The organism is Ensifer adhaerens, from assembly GCF_002940685.1.
Lineage (GTDB): Bacteria > Pseudomonadota > Alphaproteobacteria > Rhizobiales > Rhizobiaceae > Ensifer > Ensifer adhaerens_E.
On the sequence record NZ_PNFP01000006.1, the window covers coordinates 385824 to 409497 of the forward strand.

24 protein-coding genes and 1 pseudogene are annotated in these 23674 nt (G+C 61.1%); 14 read left to right on the forward strand and 11 right to left on the reverse strand.

Annotation, left to right across the window (positions count from 1 at the left end; all coding sequences use genetic code 11):
- The first annotated feature begins 82 nt into the window (after nucleotides 1-82).
- From C1A35_RS14755 to C1A35_RS14785, 7 genes are all read left to right on the forward strand, one after another.
- On the forward strand, nucleotides 83-2182 hold the full coding sequence (locus C1A35_RS14755; RefSeq protein WP_104665030.1) for a bifunctional rhamnulose-1-phosphate aldolase/short-chain dehydrogenase: 2100 nt from the start codon (nucleotides 83-85) through the stop codon (nucleotides 2180-2182).
- A 14-nt stretch (nucleotides 2183-2196) separates the two neighbouring features.
- Nucleotides 2197-3492, forward strand: a complete 1296-nt coding sequence (rhaI, locus tag C1A35_RS14760) for an L-rhamnose catabolism isomerase (protein ID WP_104665031.1) — start codon at nucleotides 2197-2199, stop codon at nucleotides 3490-3492.
- A gap of 156 nt (nucleotides 3493-3648) precedes the next feature.
- Nucleotides 3649-3903 carry a GlsB/YeaQ/YmgE family stress response membrane protein gene (locus C1A35_RS14765; protein WP_104665032.1) on the forward strand — a complete coding sequence of 85 codons (255 nt, stop codon included), beginning with the start codon at nucleotides 3649-3651 and terminating at the stop codon, nucleotides 3901-3903.
- 141 nt (nucleotides 3904-4044) lie between these two features.
- The gene (locus C1A35_RS14770) at nucleotides 4045-4233 is read left to right on the forward strand and encodes a hypothetical protein (RefSeq protein WP_104665033.1); all 189 of its coding nucleotides are present in this window, start codon (nucleotides 4045-4047) and stop codon (nucleotides 4231-4233) included.
- 80 nt (nucleotides 4234-4313) lie between these two features.
- Nucleotides 4314-4775: a YbaK/EbsC family protein gene (locus C1A35_RS14775; RefSeq protein ID WP_104665034.1), complete on the forward strand. Its 462-nt coding sequence runs from the start codon at nucleotides 4314-4316 to the stop codon at nucleotides 4773-4775.
- Between the two features lie 99 nt (nucleotides 4776-4874).
- Entirely contained in the window at nucleotides 4875-5261 is a 387-nt protein-coding gene (locus C1A35_RS14780; RefSeq protein ID WP_104665035.1) for a DUF930 domain-containing protein, read from the forward strand.
- Nucleotides 5262-5733: 472 nt separating this feature from the next.
- Nucleotides 5734-6981, forward strand: a complete 1248-nt coding sequence (locus C1A35_RS14785; RefSeq protein ID WP_104665079.1) for a glycosyltransferase family 2 protein — start codon at nucleotides 5734-5736, stop codon at nucleotides 6979-6981.
- 105 nt (nucleotides 6982-7086) lie between these two features.
- On the opposite strand, the gene C1A35_RS14790 is transcribed toward C1A35_RS14785, so the two are convergent.
- From C1A35_RS14790 to C1A35_RS14820, 8 genes and pseudogenes are all read right to left on the reverse strand, one after another.
- On the reverse strand, nucleotides 7087-7305 hold the full coding sequence (locus C1A35_RS14790; RefSeq protein ID WP_104665036.1) for a hypothetical protein: 219 nt from the start codon (nucleotides 7303-7305) through the stop codon (nucleotides 7087-7089).
- A 240-nt stretch (nucleotides 7306-7545) separates the two neighbouring features.
- Entirely contained in the window at nucleotides 7546-8316 is a 771-nt protein-coding gene (locus tag C1A35_RS37345) for a flagellin (RefSeq protein ID WP_440271526.1), read from the reverse strand.
- A 597-nt stretch (nucleotides 8317-8913) separates the two neighbouring features.
- Nucleotides 8914-9309, reverse strand: a pseudogene (locus C1A35_RS37210) (flagellin N-terminal helical domain-containing protein); the annotation flags it as partial.
- A 179-nt stretch (nucleotides 9310-9488) separates the two neighbouring features.
- On the reverse strand, nucleotides 9489-10535 hold the full coding sequence (locus C1A35_RS14800; protein ID WP_104665038.1) for an acyltransferase family protein: 1047 nt from the start codon (nucleotides 10533-10535) through the stop codon (nucleotides 9489-9491).
- 198 nt (nucleotides 10536-10733) lie between these two features.
- Nucleotides 10734-12239, reverse strand: a complete 1506-nt coding sequence (locus C1A35_RS14805) for a tripartite tricarboxylate transporter permease (protein ID WP_104665039.1) — start codon at nucleotides 12237-12239, stop codon at nucleotides 10734-10736.
- A 1-nt stretch (nucleotide 12240) separates the two neighbouring features.
- Entirely contained in the window at nucleotides 12241-12762 is a 522-nt protein-coding gene (locus tag C1A35_RS14810) for a tripartite tricarboxylate transporter TctB family protein (RefSeq protein WP_104665040.1), read from the reverse strand.
- Nucleotide 12763: 1 nt separating this feature from the next.
- On the reverse strand, nucleotides 12764-13744 hold the full coding sequence (locus C1A35_RS14815) for a Bug family tripartite tricarboxylate transporter substrate binding protein (RefSeq protein WP_234822867.1): 981 nt from the start codon (nucleotides 13742-13744) through the stop codon (nucleotides 12764-12766).
- 54 nt (nucleotides 13745-13798) lie between these two features.
- On the reverse strand, nucleotides 13799-14869 hold the full coding sequence (locus C1A35_RS14820) for a 4-oxalomesaconate tautomerase (protein WP_104665041.1): 1071 nt from the start codon (nucleotides 14867-14869) through the stop codon (nucleotides 13799-13801).
- 98 nt (nucleotides 14870-14967) lie between these two features.
- Here C1A35_RS14820 and C1A35_RS14825 point away from each other — a divergent pair, with 98 nt between their 5' ends.
- Nucleotides 14968-15867: a LysR family transcriptional regulator gene (locus C1A35_RS14825; RefSeq protein WP_104665042.1), complete on the forward strand. Its 900-nt coding sequence runs from the start codon at nucleotides 14968-14970 to the stop codon at nucleotides 15865-15867.
- Nucleotides 15868-15909: 42 nt separating this feature from the next.
- Here C1A35_RS14825 and C1A35_RS14830 read toward each other — a convergent pair whose 3' ends face one another.
- Nucleotides 15910-16173 (reverse strand): hypothetical protein, encoded by a 264-nt coding sequence (locus C1A35_RS14830; protein WP_104665043.1) that lies wholly within the window; start codon nucleotides 16171-16173, stop codon nucleotides 15910-15912.
- A 609-nt stretch (nucleotides 16174-16782) separates the two neighbouring features.
- Here C1A35_RS14830 and C1A35_RS35965 point away from each other — a divergent pair.
- Nucleotides 16783-17052, forward strand: a complete 270-nt coding sequence (locus C1A35_RS35965) for a hypothetical protein (RefSeq protein ID WP_158665074.1) — start codon at nucleotides 16783-16785, stop codon at nucleotides 17050-17052.
- Entirely contained in the window at nucleotides 17027-18904 is a 1878-nt protein-coding gene (locus tag C1A35_RS14835; RefSeq protein WP_104665044.1) for an AAA family ATPase, read from the forward strand. The genes C1A35_RS35965 and C1A35_RS14835 overlap by 26 nt, the downstream gene beginning before the upstream one ends.
- A gap of 137 nt (nucleotides 18905-19041) precedes the next feature.
- Here the strand turns inward: C1A35_RS14835 and C1A35_RS14840 are convergent, their stop codons facing one another.
- Both C1A35_RS14840 and C1A35_RS14845 read right to left on the reverse strand, forming a co-directional pair.
- Nucleotides 19042-19509, reverse strand: coding sequence for a hypothetical protein (locus C1A35_RS14840; protein WP_158665075.1), 468 nt, complete (start codon nucleotides 19507-19509; stop codon nucleotides 19042-19044).
- A gap of 138 nt (nucleotides 19510-19647) precedes the next feature.
- Nucleotides 19648-20061 (reverse strand): GIY-YIG nuclease family protein, encoded by a 414-nt coding sequence (locus C1A35_RS14845; protein WP_104665046.1) that lies wholly within the window; start codon nucleotides 20059-20061, stop codon nucleotides 19648-19650.
- A gap of 354 nt (nucleotides 20062-20415) precedes the next feature.
- Here C1A35_RS14845 and C1A35_RS14850 point away from each other — a divergent pair, with 354 nt between their 5' ends.
- The 4 genes from C1A35_RS14850 to C1A35_RS14865 all read left to right on the forward strand — a co-directional run bounded on the left by C1A35_RS14850 (nucleotide 20416) and on the right by C1A35_RS14865 (nucleotide 23378).
- Nucleotides 20416-21306 carry a hypothetical protein gene (locus C1A35_RS14850; protein WP_104665047.1) on the forward strand — a complete coding sequence of 297 codons (891 nt, stop codon included), beginning with the start codon at nucleotides 20416-20418 and terminating at the stop codon, nucleotides 21304-21306.
- Nucleotides 21307-21585: 279 nt separating this feature from the next.
- Nucleotides 21586-22116 (forward strand): hypothetical protein, encoded by a 531-nt coding sequence (locus C1A35_RS14855; protein WP_158665076.1) that lies wholly within the window; start codon nucleotides 21586-21588, stop codon nucleotides 22114-22116.
- Between the two features lie 3 nt (nucleotides 22117-22119).
- On the forward strand, nucleotides 22120-22698 hold the full coding sequence (locus C1A35_RS14860) for a hypothetical protein (protein WP_104665049.1): 579 nt from the start codon (nucleotides 22120-22122) through the stop codon (nucleotides 22696-22698).
- A 161-nt stretch (nucleotides 22699-22859) separates the two neighbouring features.
- Nucleotides 22860-23378 (forward strand): HK97 family phage prohead protease, encoded by a 519-nt coding sequence (locus tag C1A35_RS14865; RefSeq protein WP_234822868.1) that lies wholly within the window; start codon nucleotides 22860-22862, stop codon nucleotides 23376-23378.
- Nucleotides 23379-23674: the final 296 nt, after the last annotated feature.

Here is a 23674-nt window from a genome sequence, read left to right on the forward strand (position 1 = left end):
CGCTCAAGCAATGTGATCTGATGCCAACCATATCTCTGCGCGGCCGCCAAGCCGCGCGGCATCAGACCGGGAGGAATTCGAGATGCTCGACAAGCAGCAGGGCGCGCGACTTGCAAACCTTTGGGACGAGGCGAAGGCTGCCGGCATGAGCGAATCCGAGCGGCTGCTCTATCGCTCGAACCTGCTCGGCTCCGACAAGCGCATCACCAATTACGGCGGTGGCAACACCTCGGCCAAGGTGATGGAGAAGGATCCGCTCGGCGGCGGCTTGGTCGAGGTGCTCTGGGTCAAGGGCTCGGGCGGCGACGTCGGCACGATCAAGCTCGACGGTTTCGCCACTCTCTACATGGACAAGCTCAATGCGCTGAAGTCGATCTATCGCGGGGTCGAATTCGAAGACGAAATGGTCGGCTACCTGCCGCACTGCACCTTCAACCTCAACCCGCGCGCCGCATCGATCGACACGCCGCTGCATGCGTACGTGCCGAAGAAGCATGTCGACCACATGCATCCCGATGCGATCATCGCGATCGCCGCTGCCAAGAACAGCCGCGAGCTGACGGCAAGGATCTTCGGCGACGACATCGGCTGGCTGCCGTGGAAGCGCCCGGGCTACGAGCTCGGCCTGTGGCTGGAAAAATTCTGCCTCGAAAACCCGCACGCACGCGGTGTCGTGCTTGAAAGCCATGGCCTCTTCACCTGGGGCGACACGGCGAAAGAAACCTATGAGACGACGGTCGAGATCATCAACAAGGCAATCGCCTGGTTCGAGGCCGAGAACTCCAAGCCTGCCTTTGGCGGCGCGGTGAAACCGGCGCTCGACGCCGCCGCCCGCGCCGATATTGCCCGCAAGCTGATGCCGGTCATCCGCGGCCTGATCAGCGCCGACGAGAAGAAGGTCGGCCATTTCGACGACAGCCAGGCGGTGCTCGATTTCGTCACATCGCAAGACCTGAAGCCGCTCGCAGCCCTCGGCACCAGCTGCCCGGATCATTTCCTGCGCACCAAGATCCGGCCGCTGGTGATCGATTTCGATCCGGCCAATCCGGATGTCGACAGGACGCTGGCCGCGCTTCCCGAAGCGATCGCCGCCTATCGCGCCGACTATGCGGCCTATTATGAGCGCTGCAAGCATGCCGACAGCCCTGATATGCGCGACCCGAACGCGGTCGTCTATCTCGTGCCCGGCGTCGGCATGATCACCTTCGCCAAGGACAAGGCGACCGCCCGCATCTCGGGCGAGTTCTACGTCAACGCCATCAACGTCATGCGCGGTGCCTCGGGTGTGTCGACCTATGTCGGCCTGCCGGAACAGGAAGCCTTCGACATCGAATACTGGCTGCTCGAAGAAGCAAAGCTCCAGCGCATGCCGAAGCCGAAGAGCCTTGCCGGCCGCATCGCGCTCGTTACCGGCGGCGCCGGCGGCATCGGCAAGGCGACGGCCAACCGGCTGATGCAGGAAGGTGCCTGCGTGGTGCTTGCCGATATCGACGAGACGGCGCTTGCGACCGCCGAAGCCGAGCTTGTCGCCCGCTATGGCAAGGATTTCGTGCGCTCCGTCAGCATGAACGTCACCAGCGAGACGGCGGTCGAGGGCGGTTTCGCCGAAACGCTGCTCGCGTTCGGCGGCCTCGACATTCTCGTGTCGAACGCGGGCCTTGCCTCCTCCGCCGTGATCGAGGACACGACGCTGGCGCTCTGGAACAAGAATATCGAGATCCTGACAACAGGCTATTTCCTCGTTTCGCGCGAGGCCTTCCGCATCTTCCGCCAGCAGAAGGCCGGCGGCAACGTCGTCTTCGTCGCCTCCAAGAACGGCCTTGCCGCCTCTCCCGGCGCGTCGGCCTATTGCACCGCCAAGGCGGCAGAGATCCATCTCGCCCGCTGCCTGGCACTCGAAGGAGCAGCAGCACAGATCCGCGTCAACGTCGTCAATCCGGATGCCGTGCTGCGCGGTTCGAAGATCTGGACCGGCGAGTGGAAGGAACAGCGCGCCGCCGCCTACAAGATGGATGTCGACGAGCTCGAGGCGCATTATCGCGAGCGTTCGATGCTGAAGCTCAGCGTCTTCCCCGAGGATATCGCCGAGGCGATCTACTTCCTTTCGTCCGACATGTCGGCGAAATCGACCGGCAACATCATCAATGTCGACGCGGGCAACGCCCAGTCCTTCACCCGCTGATCGAGGAGAGTTTCATGACGACCACCATGATCAGCCGGGCGACGGTCGAGGCCGAGAACGAAAGCCGTCTTGCGGCGCTTCGCCGGGATTATGAAAGCCTCGGCGAGAGACTCGACCGCCGCGGCATTTCGATCGACGCGATCAAACAGAAGGTCGCCGCCTATGGCGTCGCCGTGCCATCCTGGGGGGTGGGCACCGGCGGCACGCGCTTTGCCCGCTTTCCCGGCAAGGGCGAGCCGCGCCACATCTTCGACAAGCTCGAGGATTGCGCCGTCATCCAGCAGCTGACGCGGGCAACGCCGACCGTCTCGCTGCACATTCCCTGGGACAAGGTGAGCGACATCTCCGAATTGAGGCAGAAAGGCATGTCGCTCGGCCTCGGCTTCGACGCGATGAACTCCAATACCTTCTCCGACGCTCCGGGCCAGGAGCAGTCCTACAAGTTCGGTTCGCTGTCACATGTCGACGCCGCCACCCGCGCGCAAGCGGTGGAACACAATCTCGAATGCATCGAGATCGGCCGGCAGCTTGGATCGAAGGCGCTGACGGTCTGGGTCGGCGACGGTTCCAACTTCCCCGGCCAGACCAACTTCACCCGCGCCTTCGAGCGCTATCTCGACTCGATGAAATCGGTCTATGCGGCGCTACCGGAGGACTGGCGCGTCTTTACCGAGCACAAGATGTTCGAGCCCGCCTTCTATTCGACCGTCGTTCAGGACTGGGGCACCAACTATCTGATCGCGCAGGAGCTGGGTCCCAAGGCCTTCTGCCTCGTCGACCTCGGCCACCATGCGCCGAACGTCAACATCGAGATGATCGTCGCCCGCCTCATCCAGTTCGGCAAGCTTGGCGGCTTCCACTTCAACGATTCGAAATACGGTGACGACGATCTCGACACGGGTTCGATCGATCCTTACCGGCTGTTCCTCGTCTTCAACGAGCTCGTGGATGCGGAAACGCGCGGCGCCAAAGGCTTCAGGCCGGCGCACATGCTCGACCAGAGCCACAACGTCACCGACCCGATCGAGAGCCTGATGACGAGCGCAACCGAGGTCTGCCGCGCCTATGCCCAGGCGCTGATCGTCGACCGCACGGCGCTCGAAGCCTGCCAGCAGGACAACGACGCGCTGATGGCGAGCGAGACGCTGAAGACTGCCTTCCGCACCGACGTCGAGCCGATCCTTGCGATGGCGCGACTGGAAAACGGCGGCGCGGCGGCGCCGGTCGCGACCTACCGCAGGAGCGGTTACCGCGCGAAGGTCGCGGCCGAGCGCCCGGCCGTTGCCGGCGGTGGAGGCGGTATCGTCTGATGTACAGCGAGCAGTGCCGCGTCCTCGATCCCAGCACGCGGCACTGCGATCGCCCTCAACACTTTAAAAAATCGCTGCGCGATGAAATTGCCCCCTATCTGATTTCAATTCCTGATCTATCTTTCCCTTGGAGATCCAACGGAAAGGGAACTATTCATGGGCATTGAAAGCATTCTCGTCTTCCTGATCGTCGGCGCGGTCGCCGGCTGGCTCGCCGGCCTCATTGTCAAAGGTTTTGGCTTCGGCCTCATCGGCAACATGGTCGTCGGCATAGTCGGCGCCTTCATCGCCGGTTTCCTCTTCCCGCGGATCGGCATCAGCCTCGGCACCGGTGTCCTTTCGGCAATTCTGCACGCGACGATTGGCGCCGTCATCCTTCTGGTGCTGATCCGCATCGTCAAACAGGCCTGACCAAAAACACAGTCTGGCAGCCCCTTCGCAGGTCGCACGACCACAGCGGTTCCGTCTGGACGCGCGACGGGCACTGTAGCACTGTGCCCTGCTGGGCCGCTCACAGGAACGGGCTTCTCACATAATCTGACGGAGGCGAGCATGAACGCGCTTTACAGCGACAAGATCGAAACGGCGCTCAAGACTTTCATCGCGGATCATCCCGGCGTGCGGACCAGAGAGCAGGCGATCGTCACGATCCTCGAAAGCTGGTTCACCAGTCACGGCTACCTGCCACCGCAGCAGGAAGGCCTGCGCCCGGAAGACCTTGACGCCTCCAACGACGATTGAGAGATTTGCGCGCCCGGCACGAAGGCGCTCTTCGTGCAGCGGCCTACCGCCCTGTTTTTCAACAACGTGAACTGTTCGCCATGAGCCTGACCTCCGTCAAAGACTTCTTCACCCGGCACGCCCCCGACATCGACGTCATCGAGCTTCAGCAGAGCACCGCTACCGTGGCACTTGCGGCCGAGGGCCATGGCGTCGAGCCGGCGCAGATCGCCAAGACCTTGGCACTTCGGGTCGGAGACGACGTGATCCTGATCGTCACCCGTGGCGACGCCCGCCTCGACAACAAGAAGTACAAGGCCCGCTTCGGCACCAAGGCGCGCATGCTCGGCTTCGACGAGGTGGAGGCGGAGACCGGGCATCCGGTCGGCGGCGTCTGCCCCTTCGGTCTCGCCAAACCGCACAGCATCTATTGCGACCTGTCGCTGAAGGCCTACGAGATCGTCGTGCCGGCGGCCGGCGCCACCAATGCGGCCGTGCATATCAGCCCCGCGCGTATCGCCGAATTAACCGGCGCCGAGTGGATCGATGTGTCCGAGACGTGATCTGCCTCGGAATGGCCACAAAGCTTAACTGAAACCGCAGGCGCGTTCCGGCAGTGATTTGCCGGGCCGGTCCTTTCGGTTGCCAGGAGCCCTTCGAGCATGAAGACAGTCGCGTACCCGCTTATCTTCGCCGCCACATTTTCCCCGGCGCTGGCGATGGATCAGTCCCTGGTGCGCCAGTTCGAAAAGCTCGATCCCCAGACCCGCCTGGAACAACGCTGCGACACGGAAGCGATGGAGCGCATCAACGCCGACAAGTCATCCTTCAAGCCGGACAAGGTGATCGCCTACACTTTCGCCGAACCGGTCGTGAAGGAAGACAAGATGAAGGCGCCGGGCGCGGTGTTCCGCAGCAAGGGGGAATGGTACAAGCTGAAGTTCAAGTGCCGCACCGATGCCGAGCACCTGGATGTCCTGTCCTTCGAATACAAGATCGGTGAACTCGTGCCGCACGAAAGCTGGGAAGAATTCTACCTCTACCCCTGACGGGTACCCAAGCACGCCTTGGCCTCAAGGCCGGATGCGTTAGAGGACGGCCACCAGAAACAAGAGCGAACCGAACGACAGCGCGGCCATGATGCTCATCAGCATCTTCATCATGTGCTCTGCCAATTCGTGCATCCTCACCTCAGCTCCACCGGCATGAACGCGACGGCATACCCGGTCCGGCAGCTCCAATCCGTCGGAAGGAGCGGCATGAGTTTGTATGCGAGACTGCGCCCGCATGGTTAACAAAGCATTAACGGTGAATCAGACCACCATCGCGGGCGGGCGAATATCGCCTTTTCAAGACAAGGCTCACACAAGATCGACGCTGAATAAGGAATGTGCAGGGATCGGTTCCCTGCATGCGCGTTTTCGTTGCGTCCGGTAGGCGGCGCCAAGGCTTGGCAATGCGGGCAACGGGCGACGTCCGGGGGACTGGCAACCGCGCGTGAAGGGCACCATGGAGAGGCGCGTGAGCCAGGTTAAGCTGAGCATTTGCATTCCCACCTACAATCGCGCAGCCTTTCTCGAGAAGGCGCTCGGCTACTTCGTCGAGCTCTACCAGTTTTCCTACAAGTACGAGATCATCATCTCCGACAACGCCTCCACCGATGATACGCGCGACGTGGTCGAGCGCTTCATTGCCAAGGGGCTGCCGATCCGCTACCTCAGGCAGGCGGAGAACTATGGTTCCGGCGCCAACGTCGTCAGCGCCTTCAGCCGGGCGACCGGCGAATATGTGCTCTATCTCGCCGACGACGACGTCCTCATCAACGAGGGAATGCGTGAGGCCATTCGCTACCTGGATCTCAATCCGGAGGTCACCGCCTGCTACGCGCCCTGGTACGCGCATGACGAAGTCGAGGGGCGCGACGAGCCGCCATTCTATACCGTCGACAAAGACACGAGGTTCAAGAAGCGGGCCTTCGAGGAAGTCTTCGATTTCCTCATGGACCGACACGTTTTCCCGGAAATCGGCATCTACCGGACCTCGGCGCTGCGGTCGGCCTGGGTGCCCAGGAACTTCGCCTATTGGGCTTTCTCCTACCTCGCCCATTTCCTCGATCAGGGTGCGGTCGCCTTCCTGAAGACACCCTTCTATCGACAGGTCACCCGCTCCAAGATTGCGCGCGACCGGCCGCAGGCGGGCCACGCCGACGTGATGACCGCCTGGGACAGCTATCGCGGCGGGCTAGAGTACTTCGTCTATTCAGGTGCCAAGCGCGGCGCGGTGCAGATCACCTCCGATCGCCGGCTCTATCTCGAAACACGGATCAGAGAGTTCACCATGATGCGCATGACAGTCGCGCTGCGCATGTGGATCGCGCAAAAGGACTACATCCGCGCCTATGAGCTCTACACCCGCCTGATGCTCGGCGGTTTCGAAATCCATCCCGAGGTACAGCGGTCAAAGGGCGTTCTGCCGCTCATGGTCGCCCTGCAGACGGTGATGTGGCATACGAACGCGGTCGCCGAGGTCGATCGTCTGGTGCTGCACGGCGTCGAAGACCATGGTGCGATCGAAGAGCTGTTGCGCGACCTTGGCCTGCGCTCCCATATCGCCGTCGTTCCCGGCACGACGCAACTCACGCCGGAGGAAATTGCTCGCACCGCCGTCTTCGTCACGGCCGACAGCGACCGCAAACACTTTCTTCGCAAGGGGCACTTGCCGAACCTGGTGGTCAGCGAAAGCGACATCCTCAGCCACGTCCTGCTTTAAAATAATGAAAGGGCGCCGCTGGCGCCCTCGTTTGTTTCGCAGTGCTTGCCGGGTAGCGCGACGGGCAAAAAGGCCGCTTGGCCCCGCACGCCCCACGGAACCGCATTACTTGCGCATGATGCCCTTGTAATAGGCGCCGTTGCGCGGCGGCGGACGGTTCACCACCTTGGCCGGGGGGTTATACTTCTCGCTTTTGTGGCCTTCGTTGATGGGCGTCGTCGATACGCCCTTGTAGTAGCTTCCACCGGCAAATGCCGGAGCAACGCCACCCACGGCGACCGTCGCCACCAAAGCTGCCAGAGAGAGTGTCGCAAGTTTACGCATGTCTATTCCTCGTTGACCCGGCCACGACCCCGTTTTCCCAGGTTTCGCGGCCTAAATTGTGCGGCGACGAACTGCGCCGCTCAGGTCCTCCCGGGCGCCAGAATAGGCAGAAGCCGCGACACGCCTGTAACGCAGGTGACAGCCGGAGGGTCTCGTCTGCGCTAGGCTTCCGGGTCAGTCAGAGCCAAGGTCCGGAGTAAGGACGGCCAAATCCTTCTGAATCGACCGTTGCGGCTTTTCTCAGCGGAAAAGCTGCAGAATGTTCTGAGCATCGGAATTGGCTATCTGCAAAGCCTGGATGCCGAGCTGTTCCTGCGACTGCAGGGCCTTCAGCCGTGTCGACGTCTCGTTCATGTCGGCATCCACCAGGCGCCCGACACCCTTGTCGATCGTCGCCATCAACGTTTGCGCGAAGCTCGACTGCATGTCGATGCGCGACAACAGCGAACCGAGCGCCGCGGCGCCGTCGATGGTCCGCTGCAGGACGACCTCGATGTATTGGAGATAGGAATCGACCGATTGCGGGTTTGCCGCGATATCGACGTCAAGGAAGTTTCTGCGGGCGATCGGCTCGATGTTGACCTCGATATTGGTGAAGCCGATGCCAGTCCCCGCACCGGATTTCCGATCGAAGGCCGGATCGGACTTTATCAGGATGCCACCTGAGCCATTGTTCTGAATGATCGTGTTGGGACGGGTGATGAGCGACTGAAGCACCGTCACCATCTCGTCGACCGTTTCGATCTTGCCGGTATCCTTGCCAAGCAGCGCGTTCACCCGATTGCGGTCGAAGGAATGGGTGGTGGGAGCTTCGCCGTTTACCGAAAAATTGAAGGACACGACGACGTCCTTGTAGACCTCGAACTGCTCGAACGTCAGCGTCATCTCCGATCCGCGCTCGCCGAAATCCGAGTTTTCCGCGAGACCCGCTCCGCCGCCGCTCGACGTGCTGACGACGAGATTGGCGACCTCGACATAGGAGCCGTCCAGACTGGAATTCTGCTGTGTCATAAAGCCGATTTGATTGATGATCGGGGCGTAGGGCTCGTAGGGATGTCTGTAGGTCTTGACGGTCGCGCCGGTCCCGGCCTGGTTGACCGCATGGTCGAGCACCGCTGCATATTGCGTATAGTCCGAAATCACACCGTTGGCGGCGGCTCCGAGCACCGCATCGACGGTCGTACGGTCGACGGTGACGGACGTCGTCTTTCCGGGGTGCAGCGGCAGCGACAGACCTTGGGAGCCGCTGTCCTTGTCGACGATGACGTCAAACGTGATCTTGTCGCCCGCGTTCGAAAAGCTGAGCGGCCCCGTGAAATGGAACACAAACTCGCCGGCTTTGCCCGCCCGGTTGTTGTAGTTGCTGTTGGTAGTATAGCCGTCGACGTCGACCGCCGTCACGAAACGGATGCCGCCGAGGGTCCGCAGATCCCGCGTGTCGGCCTGCAGGATACCGCCGCCGGTGCTGTTGAAAAGCGAGGAGTCCCGCAGGAAGAAGTCGGCAGTGTTCAGCGCCACGGCGCCCTTGGAGTTCCTTGAAAAGGAGGAAGCGACGGAGGTCCGGTTCAGGTCGCTGTCGTAGATGTCGGAGACATTGGTTCTCAACCAGTTCTGTCCGCTGAAGCTTGCCGAATCCACGATGCTCACGATCTGCTGCTTGAGTTGATCGAGCTCCTTCTGGAGCTTGCCCTTGTCGACGCCGGGCTCCCTCGCCGTCACCAGCCTGGCCTTGAACTCGCTGAGAATGCCGGCGACCGCGTCCATCCCCGCATAGGCGGTTTCTACCTTCGCCGCCCCAAGCCCGAGTGCATCATGGACGGCAGACACCGCCTTGCTGTCGGAGCGCATCGTCGTCGAGATCGACCAGTAGGCGGCGTTGTCGGCAGCCGTCTGGATTCTCAGACCGGAGTTCAGTTGCCCGCGGACCTGAGCCGTGTCGGAATTGATTGTTCGCAGAGTCTGGAGCGCAGAAATCGCTCCGGCGTTCGTAAGAATGCTGGCCATTTTAGTGACATCTTAAAATTGAAAAATGCCCATCATAGGCCGCTGTGATTGTGCCGATACAACCAAATAGATGGTTAACACCGACTTAAGAATGCGGTCCAAACCAGCCTCAGGTTGCAAATATTGCGTAAGTCAGACCTGACATTGACAGAAGTTGCGCCTTACGGCGCTGCCGCAAGTCAGGCGCGCTCGGCCGCAAGCGGCGCCGGCTGCGTTATCGGGAATGATGCTTTCAGGGCATCGAAGTGTTTTTCCATCAGATGCCACGAAATCGTCGCGACGATGACGGTGATCGTGCTCATGACGAGGAACGTCACCGGTCCTGCCCGGTAGAGCACCGGCCATTGTTCCGCGACCAGCCACCAGAGCGCCATGTGGTACACATAGGTCGCGTAGGAGACCCGGCTGAGGAAGCGCGTGACGGGATTTGCCAGCAGATAGGCCGACACGCCCTTGTAGCCGATATAGGAGCTCAGGACGATCGACGACAGCGCGTAGATGCAAAGCAACTTGTAGGTTTCCGAGTGGCCGAACTCGAAGCCGACGAGGAAGGGCGATGCGATGATGGCGACCGACGCGAGGTTGTTGAGCTTGCTCGTCAGGACCGCCCGCACGTCGACGTTGTCCTTGACCAACGCCAGAAGCGTTCCTGCCGCCACCGGGTCGAACGCAAGAACGATGTTCGACCAGGCGAGAAGGCCGAGCTCGCCGCTGTGGGTCCGGGCGATCACCGACATCGTGAAGATGAGGACATAGGCCACGAATATATGCCGCCTGCTCAGGAAGATGATGATGAGCGGAGCGGTCAGGTAGAACTGCTCGACGATGTTGAGGCTCCAGAGATGCGCGGCAACCCAGGGCTCCCAGTCCTGGGTGATGGCGAAATACAGGCTCGACATCTGGAACGTGTGCCACGCCAGGCTGTTGCGTATGCCATCCATGTTGAACAGCGCGGCCACGAACAGCATCAGGAAGAGCGCCGGAAGCAAGCGGAGAGATCGGCGTATATAGAAATTGGTGACGTTGATCGTTGCCTGGGTGTCTTTTGCAGACAGCAGGATCACCCCGATCAAAAAGCCACTGATGATGAAGAAGAGTGAAACTCGAACAGATTCAAGTGTGGGATGCTCGTTCCAGTAATGAACGTACAATACCCCTGTCATGGCGATCACGCGAAGCCCGTCAATCTGCTCCCGCCTGTCGCCGCGCGCTCCCGTCGCAGCCATTCCTTTGTCCCCGCAGGATAAATTACTTAAACTATTTCTACTTAAGAATATCCTTGGAGATTACGCCGCTTCCGCGCCCTTGTGAAGAGGAGCGATGTTCTTCATCGATCGGAGACGATACCTCTCCGCCGGCCGGACATGAGCAAGGCCACGATCGCGGCAACGACCGTGGCCTTGCTCATGTTTTCGAGGCGACCTTCAGGCTTCCTTGAAGACTTCGTCGCGGTTGCGCCGCATCGATGGCGAGATGGCGATCACGAGCGCCATGGCGGCGATCGCCAGCAGGATCGCCGACAGCGGCGATTGCAGGAAGGTCAGCGGGCTACCGCCCGAGATGATCAGTGACTGGCGCAGCTTCTCCTCGAGCAGGCGGCCGAGCACGAAGCCGAGCGCCAGCGGCGCCGGTTCGAATTCGAGCTTGTAGAGGGCGTAGCCGATGATGCCGAACAGGGCGGCCATCATCACCTGGGCCGCATCGTTAGCGATCGAGTAGAGGCCGATGCAGCAGAAGCAGACGATGGCCGGAAACAGGAGGCGGTAGGGCACCCGCAGCAGCTTCACCCAAAGACCGATCAGCGGCAGGTTGATGATGACCAGCATGAGGTTGCCGATCCACATCGAGGCGATGAGGCCCCAGAACAGTTCCGGATTGCGCTCAATCACCTGCGGCCCGGGCACGATGCCCTGGATCATCATCGCACCCACCATGAGCGCCATGACGGCATTTGGCGGCAGGCCGAGGGTGAGAAGCGGAATGAAGGAGGTCTGCGCGCCGGCATTGTTGGCGCTTTCCGGACCGGCGACGGCCGCCGGCGCACCATGGCCGAAATCCTGCGGACGCTTCGATATGCGCTTTTCCACCGCATAGCTGGCAAAGGGGCCAAGGATCGCGCCGTTGCCCGGCAGGACGCCGAGCACCGAGCCCAGGAAGGTGCCACGGAGGATCGCCGGGAAATTATCCTTGAGTTCCTTCAGCGTCGGCCACAGGCGGCCGATGCGGCTGCGTACGACATCGCGCGCTTCCGGGTCGGCGAGGTTCTTGAAGATCTCGCCGAAGCCGAAGATGCCCATGGCCAGCACGACGAATTCGATGCCGTCCTGGAGCATTTCAAGGCCGAAGGTCATGCGCTCGCGGCCCGTTTCCATATCCGCGCCGACGCAGGAGAGCAGCACGCCGACGAGGATCATCGACACGGCCTTCAGAAGCGAGCCGTGCGCCAGCACGACGGCAAAGACGAGCCCCATGATCATCAGTGAAAAATACTCGGTCGGGCCGAAGAGAAGGCCCATGCGCGTCATCGGGACGCCGAGAGCGGCAATCACGATGGTGGCAACCGTGCCGGCAAAAAACGAACCGATCGCCGCAAGCCCGAGTGCCAGACCCGCCTGGCCCTTCTGGGCCATCTTGTGGCCGTCGATGGCGGTGACGACCGCCGTCGCTTCCCCCGGAATATTGACGAGGATGGCCGTGGTCGAGCCGCCGTACTGGGCACCGTAATAGATGCCGGCGAGCATGATCAGCGAACCGGTCGGATCGAGCGACAGGGTGACCGGCAGAAGGATCGCGATGGTGGCGACCGGGCCGACGCCCGGCAACACGCCCACCAGCGTGCCGATGAGACAGCCGAGGAAGCAGAGCGCGATGTTCTGCAGGGTAAACGCCACGGTCATGCCGAGGCCGAGATTGATAAAGACGTCCAGCATCTCAGTATCCTAGAAGCCAGGGCGCGACGGGAACCGAAAGCCCGAGCGCATAGCGAAAGAGGCCAATGCAGAAAGCTGTGAGCACGGCGGCAAAGACGAGAAGTTCGCCAAGGCGCGCATCGCGCGCGGCAAGGCCGGAAGCAACGACCGCCAGCGGACAGGCGATCGACAGGCCGAGACCGGGAATGGTGACCGGACCGAGATGATAGCCGCGCACCGTGACGGCGAAGAGAATGACGCCGAGGATGACGGGGATCGTCTCGCGGATCGCCCAGCGTCCCGTCGATGGCCCGGGATCCTTTCGGCTCAGCACCAATTGCAGGACCCCGAGCCCCAGGATGACGATGGAAAGCAGCCGCGGCATCAGCCCCGAGCCGACGCCTTCCGAGGTCATGAAGGGCAGATCGGAGCCGGCCCACAGGCCAAGTCCGCCGAAGCCGACCAGCACGATGCCGGCAAGCCTCTCCCGGCCGAGCCCTCCTGCAGAGGGCTCGGTTTCAGTGTTCGTCGACGTGGCCTGCATCTTACTCGACCTTGATATCGGCCGCTTTCACCACGTCGCCCCAGCGCGCGCGCTCCTTGGCCATGAAATCGGCAAAGGCCTGGGGGCCCATGGCGGACGGGACGGCGCCGTCATTCTTCAGCTTGTCGAGCACGTCGGCATCGCTGAGCGTCTCGGTCGTTGCCGCTTCGAGCTTCGACTTCACTTCCGCCGGCATGCCCTTCGGTCCGACAAGGCCATACCAGGCCGAGGCGGTGTAGCCGGGGACGCCGGCCTCGATTGCGGTCGGCACGTCCGGCAGGCTCGCGAAGCGCTTGTCGCCGGTGACGGCGAGCGCCTTCAGCGTGCCGCTCTCGATCAGCCCGATCGCCGAGGGAATGGTGGTGACCATGAAGTCGATATGGCCGCCGACGAGGTCGTTCACCGCCGGGCCTGCGCCCTTGTAGGGAACGTGCCTGACCTTGATGCCGGCCGTCTGGCCGAGCAGCAGCGCGCCGAGATGGCTGGCCGAGGCATTGCCGGCCGAACCATAGACCAGCTCCCCGGACTTGGCCGCCTCGACGAGTTCGCCGAGCGTGTTGACCTTGAGGGACGGTCCGACCACGACGACGAGGGATGCGTCCGCGATCATCGCGATCGGGTCGAGGTCCGTGCCCGGATCGGCCTTCAGCTTGAAGATGTGCGGGTTGACGACCATCGGGCCCTGATTGCCGATCAGCAGGGTGTAACCGTCGGGATCCGCCGCAGCGGCGACTTCGGTGCCGAGGTTGGCCGCAGCGCCCGGGCGATTTTCGACGATGACGCGACCGCCGAGCGCCTTTTCGAGCCGCGCGGCAAAGACGCGGGCGATGGCGTCCGTACCGCCGCCGGCGGCGTAGGAAACCACCAGCGTGATCGGCTTCGACGGATAGGCCTCCTCGGCCATCACGGGTGCTGCAACCGACATGGTCAAAGCGACCCCGCACAGGGCCAGGGCGACGCGACGGGTAAATTTCATGGGCATTTTGTTCTCCTCCCAGTTCGTTAATGCATTCGCGACACGATGCTCGGCAAGACCCTAAGCGTCTTTGCGAACAAGAGCCGCACCTTCAAACAGCCGACGTGTGGTGCGCATGACAGACACCGTCGGGCTATTGTCTCCCATGGCCTTCTCGACCCTGACCCTGAGTTCGCCGGTCGGATGCTCGAAAGCGAGTGTTGCCGGCAGCGAAAGTTCCGGAAAGCGCCTGCCGACGAGGCCGGTCGGAATCGTTGCCGCCAGACCGAGGCTCACGGCACCGGTCGTTGCGAGCGCCGTATGGCAATTGGCGGGCGTGAAGTAGCGCACGGCCAGGTCGCCGCCGTTCACGGGCGCTCCGATCAGCACCGGCTTCGGCAGCACCGACTGGCTGACATCCCCCATGCCCATCAGCCTTCCGGCCTCCCGCCGGATTTCCTCCAGCCGCGCCATGAAGCCCGCATCGGCGTCGAACGCGGCGGCCGGCTCCGAACCGCCATAACCCATGTCCTCGGCGCTGATGATCACGACCGGCGTTGCGCCATCGAGCAGCGTCACTTCGAGACCGAGAATGATATCGGTCGCCTTGCCACTCGGCAGCAACCGGCCGGTCTTGGCGCCGATCGCATCGCGAAACGCCAGATAGACGGGGGCGGCCTTGCCCGGCACGCCGTCGATCGCGGCCTCCCCCTGATAGGCGATGGCACCGCCGGGGGTCTGGATGCGCGCGTCGATGATCTTGCCGGTATTGACGTTGTGAACCTTGATGACCGTTTCGTCGCCGGTTGGCAGAACCAGACCCGCCTCGATGGCGAAGGGGCCGACGGCCGAGAGCATGTTGCCGCAGTTCGGCGCCGTATCGACGCTGCGCTCCAGAACCTTCACCTGCGCAAAGAGATAATCGACGTCGGCTTCCGGACGGCTCGACGGGCCGACGATCGCGACCTTGCTCGTCAGCGAGTTGCCGCCGCCGATGCCGTCTATCTGCAGCGGGTGGCCCGACCCCATGATCTCGATCAGCAGGCGGTCGCGCTCGGCGGGATCAGCGGGAAGATCGCGGGACAGAAAAAAAGGCCCCTTCGACGTTCCGCCGCGCATCATCACGCAGGGTATCCTGATCAAATCGTCCATTCCGCATGCTCCTTCGAACCGGCCGTAACCGGCTGATCGGAGGGATCTCACGGATCAAATCTGTTGTGAAATGCAAAGAATGGCGTAATTATTCCGATATGCGCAATAATTTCGAATTCCTCGACCTCAAGGCCTTTCTCGCCGTTCTCGACCTCGGTTCGTTCAACGAAGCCGCCCGCCAGCTCAATCTTTCACAACCTGCGCTTTCACGGCGGATCAAGGGTTTCGAGGAGTCGGTCGGGGCGCAGTTGATCGAACGCACGACCCGGCACGTGGCACCGACACAGGTCGGGCGCGAGCTTCTGCCGCTGGTGCGGCGCCTGGTCGACGAATTCGAGGAATCGATCCTGTCGATCAGCGATCTCGGTGGACGACACCGCGCCCAGGTGACCATCGCCTCGGTCCCGACCGCGGCCTTCTATTTTCTTCCCAGGGTTGTTCAGTCCTTCAACGACAAATTCCCGGGCATCCGCTTCCGCATCCTCGACCTCTCAGCCAATGAGGGGCTCGACGCGGTCGCCAATGGCGAGGTGGAATTCGGCATCAACATAACAGGGGCAGCACGCCCCGATCTCAGCTTCACGCCGCTTGTCGACGACCCCTTCGTGCTCGCCTGCCGCCGCGACCATCCGCTGGCGACCTCGAAGCAGCTGACCTGGGCCGACCTCACCGGCCACCCGCTGATCGGCGTCAGCAAGACCAGCGGCAACCGCGCCGTGCTCGACCGGGCGCTGACCACGGCCCAGGTGCAGCTCAACTGGTTCTACGAGGTCAACCACCTCTCCACATCGCTCGGCCTCGTCGAGGCGGGCCTCGGCATCTCCGTGATGCCGCGGCTGGCGACCCCCCAGGTTGAACACCCTGTCATCGCCACCGTGCCGCTCACCGCCCCCACCGTCAGCCGCACCATCGGCCTCGTCGAACGCCGCGGCGGCAGACTGTCGCCAGCCGCGATCCGCTTTCGCGAGATGCTGGTGCAGGAGTGGACGACGTATTGAGGGGGTGGGCTGAGCACTAAAGTTCAGATCGCCCCACGCCGCCTACTTCAACGTGCGAACGCTATCTCCCGCTCGTTCAAACCGAACTGTCTGCACGTCAGTCGTCACGACCAACTCATCACCGTCAAGTTTCCACGTCGTGCGATGGCTTTCCATGTTCTTGCCCGATTTGTTTCTCCAACTGAACGAGACGAGCTCACCGACGACGCGGCAATCGTAGGTGTTGCCGGCGTCACTGCGGAGGCGGGTCCAGCCCGCTCCCGCATTGGAGGTGGTGGGCGGTGTTTCGAGAAAGAAGTAGGTCATGCCGCTTGCGACGCAAACGGCAGTGGGCGGCCAGGTCGGCGTTTGGGCCATGGCAGATGAAATAGGCAAAGTTAGTAGGGCAACGATTAGTCTTCGCATTCAGTGGCCTTCGTCGATGCTTGAGAGAATCCGTGGCACCAGGCTCTAGCAGTCAAAGTTGAACTATACGTTTCCCGGACCAGCTTCTGCTTGCATCAACATATGTCGCCTCGCGCCACTGGTCCGTGAAAAGAAGGTCTGAAGCCTTCGCCCTGTATCCTTAGCGGAAACCGCTTCATAGGCTTCCTGAGCATCGCGGAAGTCCTTTTCAGCAGCATGCAGAGCATGTTGCATGGACCTGCAGGAAACCGTTGAGAATCAAGGGAAACCAGTCACTACAGGACACAATACGAAATGCCGCAACCACCGGAGCAAATCTCCGTCTAAAGCACTGATTATTTTCAGAAAATGAATGGTGCCCGGAGGCGGATTTGAACCACCGACACGCGGATTTTCAATCCGCGACGAAGCGTGCGTTTTCAAACTTCTTGGTGAGCGCCTTTTGTCTAGAGGTGGACTTGGCGTCAATGGGTTATCGCCATTTTGTCTAGAAGCTGGCGGGGGGCATTCATGAAAATCAAACACGCAAAGCCGGTGCGGCAGGAGCCGTCACCGGGAGGTTTCCGCACGCTTGCTCGGTTTGCGATCGAACCGGCGCCAGGCGTCCTTATCTTCGACTGCAGTCTTGTTCGCGCCCCTGACGGGCGTGTTCTGTTTTACGGGCCGCCGTCACGTAGCGGCGCGCAAATCCTAAGCCTGGCGCCAGAAGTACGGCGCGAAATCATCCAACTGACGACCGACGAGGTGGGTATTAATGTCGAGCAGCGCAGCGCAGCGTAAGCATGCTACACTACAGGAACACTTCACCGCCGGCGACTTCGACGGCATCGCATCAGTCTACTACGGCATCTACGATCGCATTCTTGACTGGGAGCGCGCAAACCCGAACGTCGTCGTTGCCCCTGCCGCGGAAGATGGTAGCGGAGACTGGGAGCGGGCCGACCCAACCAACCTAGAGCAGCCATCAAGCGATTCCGGGCCTGCCGACATGACTGAGGCGCGCCGCTGGGCCATTCTCGTCGACAACATCGACGGCTGCGACGCCAACACCTCCATGCTACTTTGGCTGGATCCGGCAACGGGTCATCCGAGCATGGCGCAGATCGCCGGCCCGGAAGTTGACGCCGAGATCGCAATGCGCATCATCGGCCGAGACATTGGTGCCGCGCCGCCCCCGAAAGAATACAAGCCGAGTCCCCTTGCGGAAAGCCTCACACGGCTAGCCGAGAAGATGAACCCGCCGCCTGCCGCGAACGACAACGAACCACCAACAGCGCGACCTGATGTGAAAGAGCGCCTCATACGGCTCCAGAAGGAACACGGTGGCGAGATCATCGGTGAGTCGATCTTCGGCGCTACCATTGACAGCAAAACCGGCCGCGTGTCCTTCGGCGCTGACGGTGTCGCTATTCTTCATACCTTAAAAGGATCTTGGGCGGTTCAGGAAACGCCGCAGTTGCGCGCTACTCCTTTCGCTCTTCGTAACTCGACCGCAATTCCGCAGCGCGAGTGGCTGCACGCTCTGCATTATATGAGGCGCTACCTCTCTGTGACAGTGGGCGCCGGTGGGGGCGGTAAGTCCGCACACGCCGTTTCGGAAGCTCTGGCGATGGTGACTGGTCGACCACTGCTTGACCCTGACGGGCCGCTCTGCAGGCCGCTCCGCGTTTGGTATGTGAACGCGGAGGATCCAGCCGACGAAATCGAGCGCCGCTTCACCGCGGCCGCAATGCATTTCAACGTCACTGCCGAGCAGATTGGCGATCGGCTCTTTACCGACTCTGGCCGAGAACAAGAATTCGTCATCGTTCGCCAAGAGGGCCGCGACTTCAAGGTGCGCGAGCCCATGGTTGACGACATGCTCTCCGTAATCCGTGAGAACGCAATCGATGTTGTGATCGTAGATCCCTTCGTCTCAACGCACGAGGTGCCAGAGAACGACAACGGACTTATCCAACGCGTTGCCAAGGCGTGGCGACGGATCGCCGACGAGGGCAACTGCAGCGTCGAGCTCATTCACCACGTCACGAAGGGTAATCTCGAGATCACTGCAGATTCTGCTCGAGGTGGTGGTGCGCTTAAGGACGCGGCTCGGTCCGTCCGAACTATCAATGCAATGACGAAGGATGAAGGCGAGAGAGCGGGCCTTGAAGATGCGTGCGGCTATTTCCGCGTGGATTTCGGCAAGGTCAACATGGTGCCAGCATCGGCCGGAAGCAAATGGCGTCGGTTTGTTTCCGTGCCGCTGAATAACGGCAAGGGACTGACGAATAGGGGTGACGAAATCGGTGTCGTTGAATCTTGGTACTGGCCGTCGCGGGATATTGTCGCCAAGCGCGCTGCGGAAGAACGCGCGTCTCTTGTCGCCGACGTACCGACCGAAACGCTTGCTGGATTGAAGGCCAGACTTGGCGCTGGCGACTTTAAAGCGAGTGATCAGGCCAACAATTGGGCTGGGCAGCTGGTCGGGGAGTTCTTCGATTTGGATGTCCGAGACAAGGACAGTAAGCGACAGGTGAAGGCAATGCTGGCCGCTTGGATCGACGCCGGCGAGTTGGAGATCGTCCAAATTCAGGACAGCTACCGACGCGTCTCACCGCACATCAAACCTGTTGCGGCACTACCGAAATGAGGTGCCGCAATACAGGTGCCGCAAGTCACACAAATACCTGCGGCACCACCCCCCAATCCCTTGTGGATGGGGGTGTGCCGCGGGTGTGTGTAAAGAAAATCGTGGTGCCGCAAAATTGAGGTGCCGCAACCCCTGGATCATTTCGCGAATGGATTACGAAGCCAACTTGCCGCGGTGTCTGCTGCCTTCTCTGGAGCCACCAATGCAAGCTGCTCCACCATCTTCTTGCCTTGCTCCTTCCAAAACCCGTCGGGAACTCGCGCGTATTCTATGCAGGCTGCGAGAGTTTCCAGCCTATGGATCCAGCTAGGGACAACGACGGCCTTCCTCGCGGTGTTATTCTCATGCGGGTGACGCGGCCAGTTTGCGAATAGAAAATCGTATCCACCGAAATTGCCGGCAAGGAATGTGAGAGTTTTCTCACGTAAAACGTCGTGTTTCCGAATGTTGTCCCAGCCGTCTTTTATTGCGTCCGTACACGTCTGCGGGTGGTAATCCGGACTGTCTGGAAGGTCGGAAACAAACCTCAGCCAATCGCGCCATTCGGCAAGCAAACTATCAAGTTCCGCGACTACCCACCCCTTATTGGGATTGATCAACGCCAATGGCGCTCTTGGTACAAATTCCCGTCGCAAATTAGATCTCCACCCGCTTTGAAGTTGACGAGTAGTAGCCCACAAGTTCCGGTAGAAAAAGCCTCCATCGCCACAGCCAGGAGACTTTTTCTTGCCGGCCGGCAGGCCTTAGCCGTACAGGGACGCGAGGCCAAACAGACCAACACCCTGCTTGTTCAAGGGCGTCAGGTGACGATTGCGCAGGTCAGTCTCAACCGCGAAGCGATCCGCCTTCGTTTCTGCGAGCAAATGAACGTGGATTTCATTCGCACCCAAGATCATCGCGTATACGAGCTTGTCGCGAAGGTGCTCAGACATCCGGCGATGTGTGTCGCTGGTCTGTCCGACGTAGACTGGATCGCATGCCCCGTCGGCGTTACGGCGAACAAAAATGTAAACGGCGGAATCGAAGTCGGGCACACCGAAAAGGGGATACACCGTAGTGATCCACCAGTACCCCGACGCCCCTTGCCACCAGTGAAATTGCGGAGGCGGAGGAGAGCTTTGCGCATTGATCAAAAGTCCGAGAAGGCCAGTGCTCATTACAAAACTCCTTTTGTCCGAATCGACCTCCCCGCAAACAAATCCTATCAGAACATTAGCGGAACTCAATAGTAGTCAATTTTGGCAAAGAGACACTATATATTGATCTATTGCTATCCACCGTTGACGAGGGCGCATCGCATCCCTCCTTCGATCGGCCGCCGTACCGGCGCCCCAAGAAATTTTGCTCGTCCGCAAAACTCGAAATCAGAGCGCAGATGCACACTTATTCCTATTTGTCAATATCAGACTTGACAAAATTGTAAAGCCGTCGTACCTTCAACCTGCAATCTCCACACAGGCCGCCGGCACGAGTCGGCAACAACTTCCTCTTTCCGAAAGGGTGCGACCTCTTTGGAACGACCGATCTATGACGTTGCGAATGACAACGCATCTTTAGACTACGCCACCCCGACTACCATCCCGGCCGACAAACGCGAGGCGCGCGAATGGCTTGCGGCGAAGATGGCTGCCACCGATGTCGCGGTGACAGTCCTTCCCGCAAAGGAAGCGCCCAAGCCGAAAGCATGGAAGCCAAGCAAGCGCAAACCAGCCAATGACAATCGCGAACTGGTCTCGTGGCCGCTGCTAGACAAGCTGAACCGAGACGGCCGGCACGAAGACGCTGAGCTCGTAGAGCACTACCGTGGCCTTGTCGCGCTGATGCAAGTCGAGCCGTTGCAGGGTCAGGATCCGACGAGAGCCGACGGCCTTGGTATTGAGGCCAGATCATCGATCGACGATGACGATGTCGACGAGGCGGCCGCGAAGGACTGGCCAGGGGAAAGAGTTCCCGGTGGGAACATTTCCTACAAGGAAGAGCGCCAATTGGTGAAGGCGCCGGGTGTATCCAGCCAAGCCAGGCCGACCGACGAAACCACCGTCGTCGTCATGCGCTCTATGAACATGCGGTTCAATGATCGCACCCTGATAGCCCAGATAGACATGCGGGGCGTGCTTGAGCGTCTTCGAAGCGCAATGGGGCCGCTGGTCGCGCCGTTCGAGGATGCCGTGCTAGGAGGCATGAACTTCGGTCAGGTCGGCGAGGCTCGACACTTCAAGGGCAAGCAGGCCGAAGCTGTCGGCAAGGCATTGGTAATGACAGCCCTCGATGCGGTGCGCGAAGAGTGGGCGGCTTTCCGAGCCGAACAGCGCCAGGCCGAAGAGCTAGCAGAGCGAAACGTCGAGCGGCGACGAACCGAGTTGATAGCAAGGCGCATCGCATATCTTAGGCGTGCCGCATAGGTGCACCCCAAACACCGCGCCACGGTAATGCAAGGATGGGAGCGCTTCGGCGCTCCTTTTTCGTTTCGGTCATGTCGCACCATGACCTTCGGCGCACCCTACCCCAACAAGGGATGCCGCCGAGAAATATGCCGTACCTCGGATGTACAGGGCGGCAACCCCATCCGGCTTCATCTCCATGTGCCGGACTTTAGGGCTGGAGCGCGAGTTGATGCGCGCTCTGGCCCTTTCTTTTTTTGACCATCACAAACGCAACTCTTAAAAATCACAGGAGGCCACGTGGCCAAAATGAACGCCGCCATCGCTGCGCTGGAGCGACGCGTTGGCTTTCCTCAATCGCGAGCACGACAAGTGGCGCGATCTCTTCAGGAGGCTGGCGCCTTGCCCCTTGGCGGCCCCGGCAAATCGCCTGAACTCAATCTCGACGACTTCGTCACTCTCGTCATTGCGCTCGCTGCCGACGTGCCGCTGCACCAGTCTGCCGACGCGGTGCGCACCTACCGAAACTTGACGCCTGGTGGCGCTGACGTGTCTCGCGCACCCGCCTCGGTCCCTCGGAATGCCGGCGAGGAGATCGATGCGATTTTCAGCCTGGCCGCCGACGGCAACAGTGATGTCCGAGGCATTAAGCTCGAATTCGTAGCCAACTGGCCGGAAGTCGCACTGCACTGGCACGACGGGAGCGCCGGCCGATTCCGAGAGCGCGGCGCCATCGCGGCTCATTGGGGCGCGTCAGGCCATAGGCGCTCAACCAGTATCAACGTGGCCGCGCTCGCGGATGCCATCCAAGAAACTTTCACAGGAGCCTGACAAATGGTTTTCAAGAAATCCTCGCCGGCCGCTGAGCCTTTCCGAGTGCCGAGCCTGGGCGAAGTCGACCAAGATTACCGAGAGATCGAGCAGAAGATCGCTGGCCTGCGCAACGACCAGTCGACAACGGCTCGGGAAATTGTCGAGCTAGAGCAAGACTTGCGCGCGCGGCAAGCCCCATCGATGCGTTCCGGGGTCGCGGCTCTGCTCGGAGAAGTCGTCGACACCACCTTGGAACGGCGACCTGCGCGCCTGGCGGAACTCCGCAAGCACGCAGCAGATATCGAGGCCGCGGTTGAAATCCTTCAACGCCGTCTCGCGGATCGTCGCGGCATGGCAAGCGCCGCTGTTCGTGCTGCAGTCAAGGATGAGTACCGCCTTCGCGTAGCGGCAGTTGCTGAGGCGCTACTCCAAGCGAACGCCGCCCACGTGGCGCTCGTTGACATCGTCGACCAGCTCGATCGCGAAGACGTCTCTTGGACTGCCCTCGGCCCAATGCAGCCGAACTTCCTGGGAGACGCACGCGACGGTCATGTGCATCGCTACATCAGGGAAGCGAAGGAGCTTGGCTATGTCAACTAATCGCGAAACGCGCGTGGAGCACGCAACCGAGCGCGGACGCCGCAAACCATCGCAACGTCTGGTGAAGCTACCAGGCGAGTCGCGCCACGCAGGGTCTACCGACAGCGCCGAGAACATAGCTCGCCGCATCCAGCTCGCCAAAGCTGAGAAGAGGGCAAGACGTGGCTAAGATCATCACTGGCTATGCAGTGCGCTTTAACGATGAAACGGTGATCTCTGGTCTATTCCGGGAAAAGATCGCACCGCAAGCTTTCGACAAGAGTCTCCGCGAGCGGCCAGATGTGCTGGCCTTATACGGCCACGACCACAACCGAGTGCTCGGCAGGACGACTGCGCACACGCTCACGCTTCGACCTGATCGCATCGGGCTAGACTTCTCGCTAACACCTGATGAGACGACGCCCGATGGCCAGACGGCCATCGGCGTTGTGGGCCGGCAAGATGTACGTGGCTGCTCTTTTGGTTTCCGAGTGACCAAGGAAACTTGGGATGAGGGCGACTACGACGAGTTGCCACTGCGCATCGTCGAAGAGGCGGAACTCTACGAGGTGAGCATCGTTGCGACGCCTGCCTACCCAACAACCAGCGCCGAGCTGGTGCGCTCCGATCAGACCAAGGCCGCCGACAGCCGTCGTAGGGCCGAGGCTGCGATGAAGGCCAGAGGCATCGCCATCGGCTAAGGGACTAATGATGACCGTCGATACCATCAATCTCGGAGGTCATCGATATCTTTGCCCAAGGCGCGCTCGATACCTTTTCGCACTCCCATCAAGAAGGGCGTGCTGTTGCCGCGAGTTCCAGGCTGTCCGGGAATGCCAGGCATGCCAACACTGGTCCCTTTGATAGCCCTGTAGCCGACCTCAAAGCCGTCTCTGAATGTGCCTTCCCTAATCATGTCGGGTCGCGTCCCCACAAGTGGTGTAGCTGGGCGGTAGCGAAGCCGCTCGCGAGCGCGCCCTCGACAGCGCCGTAGCGA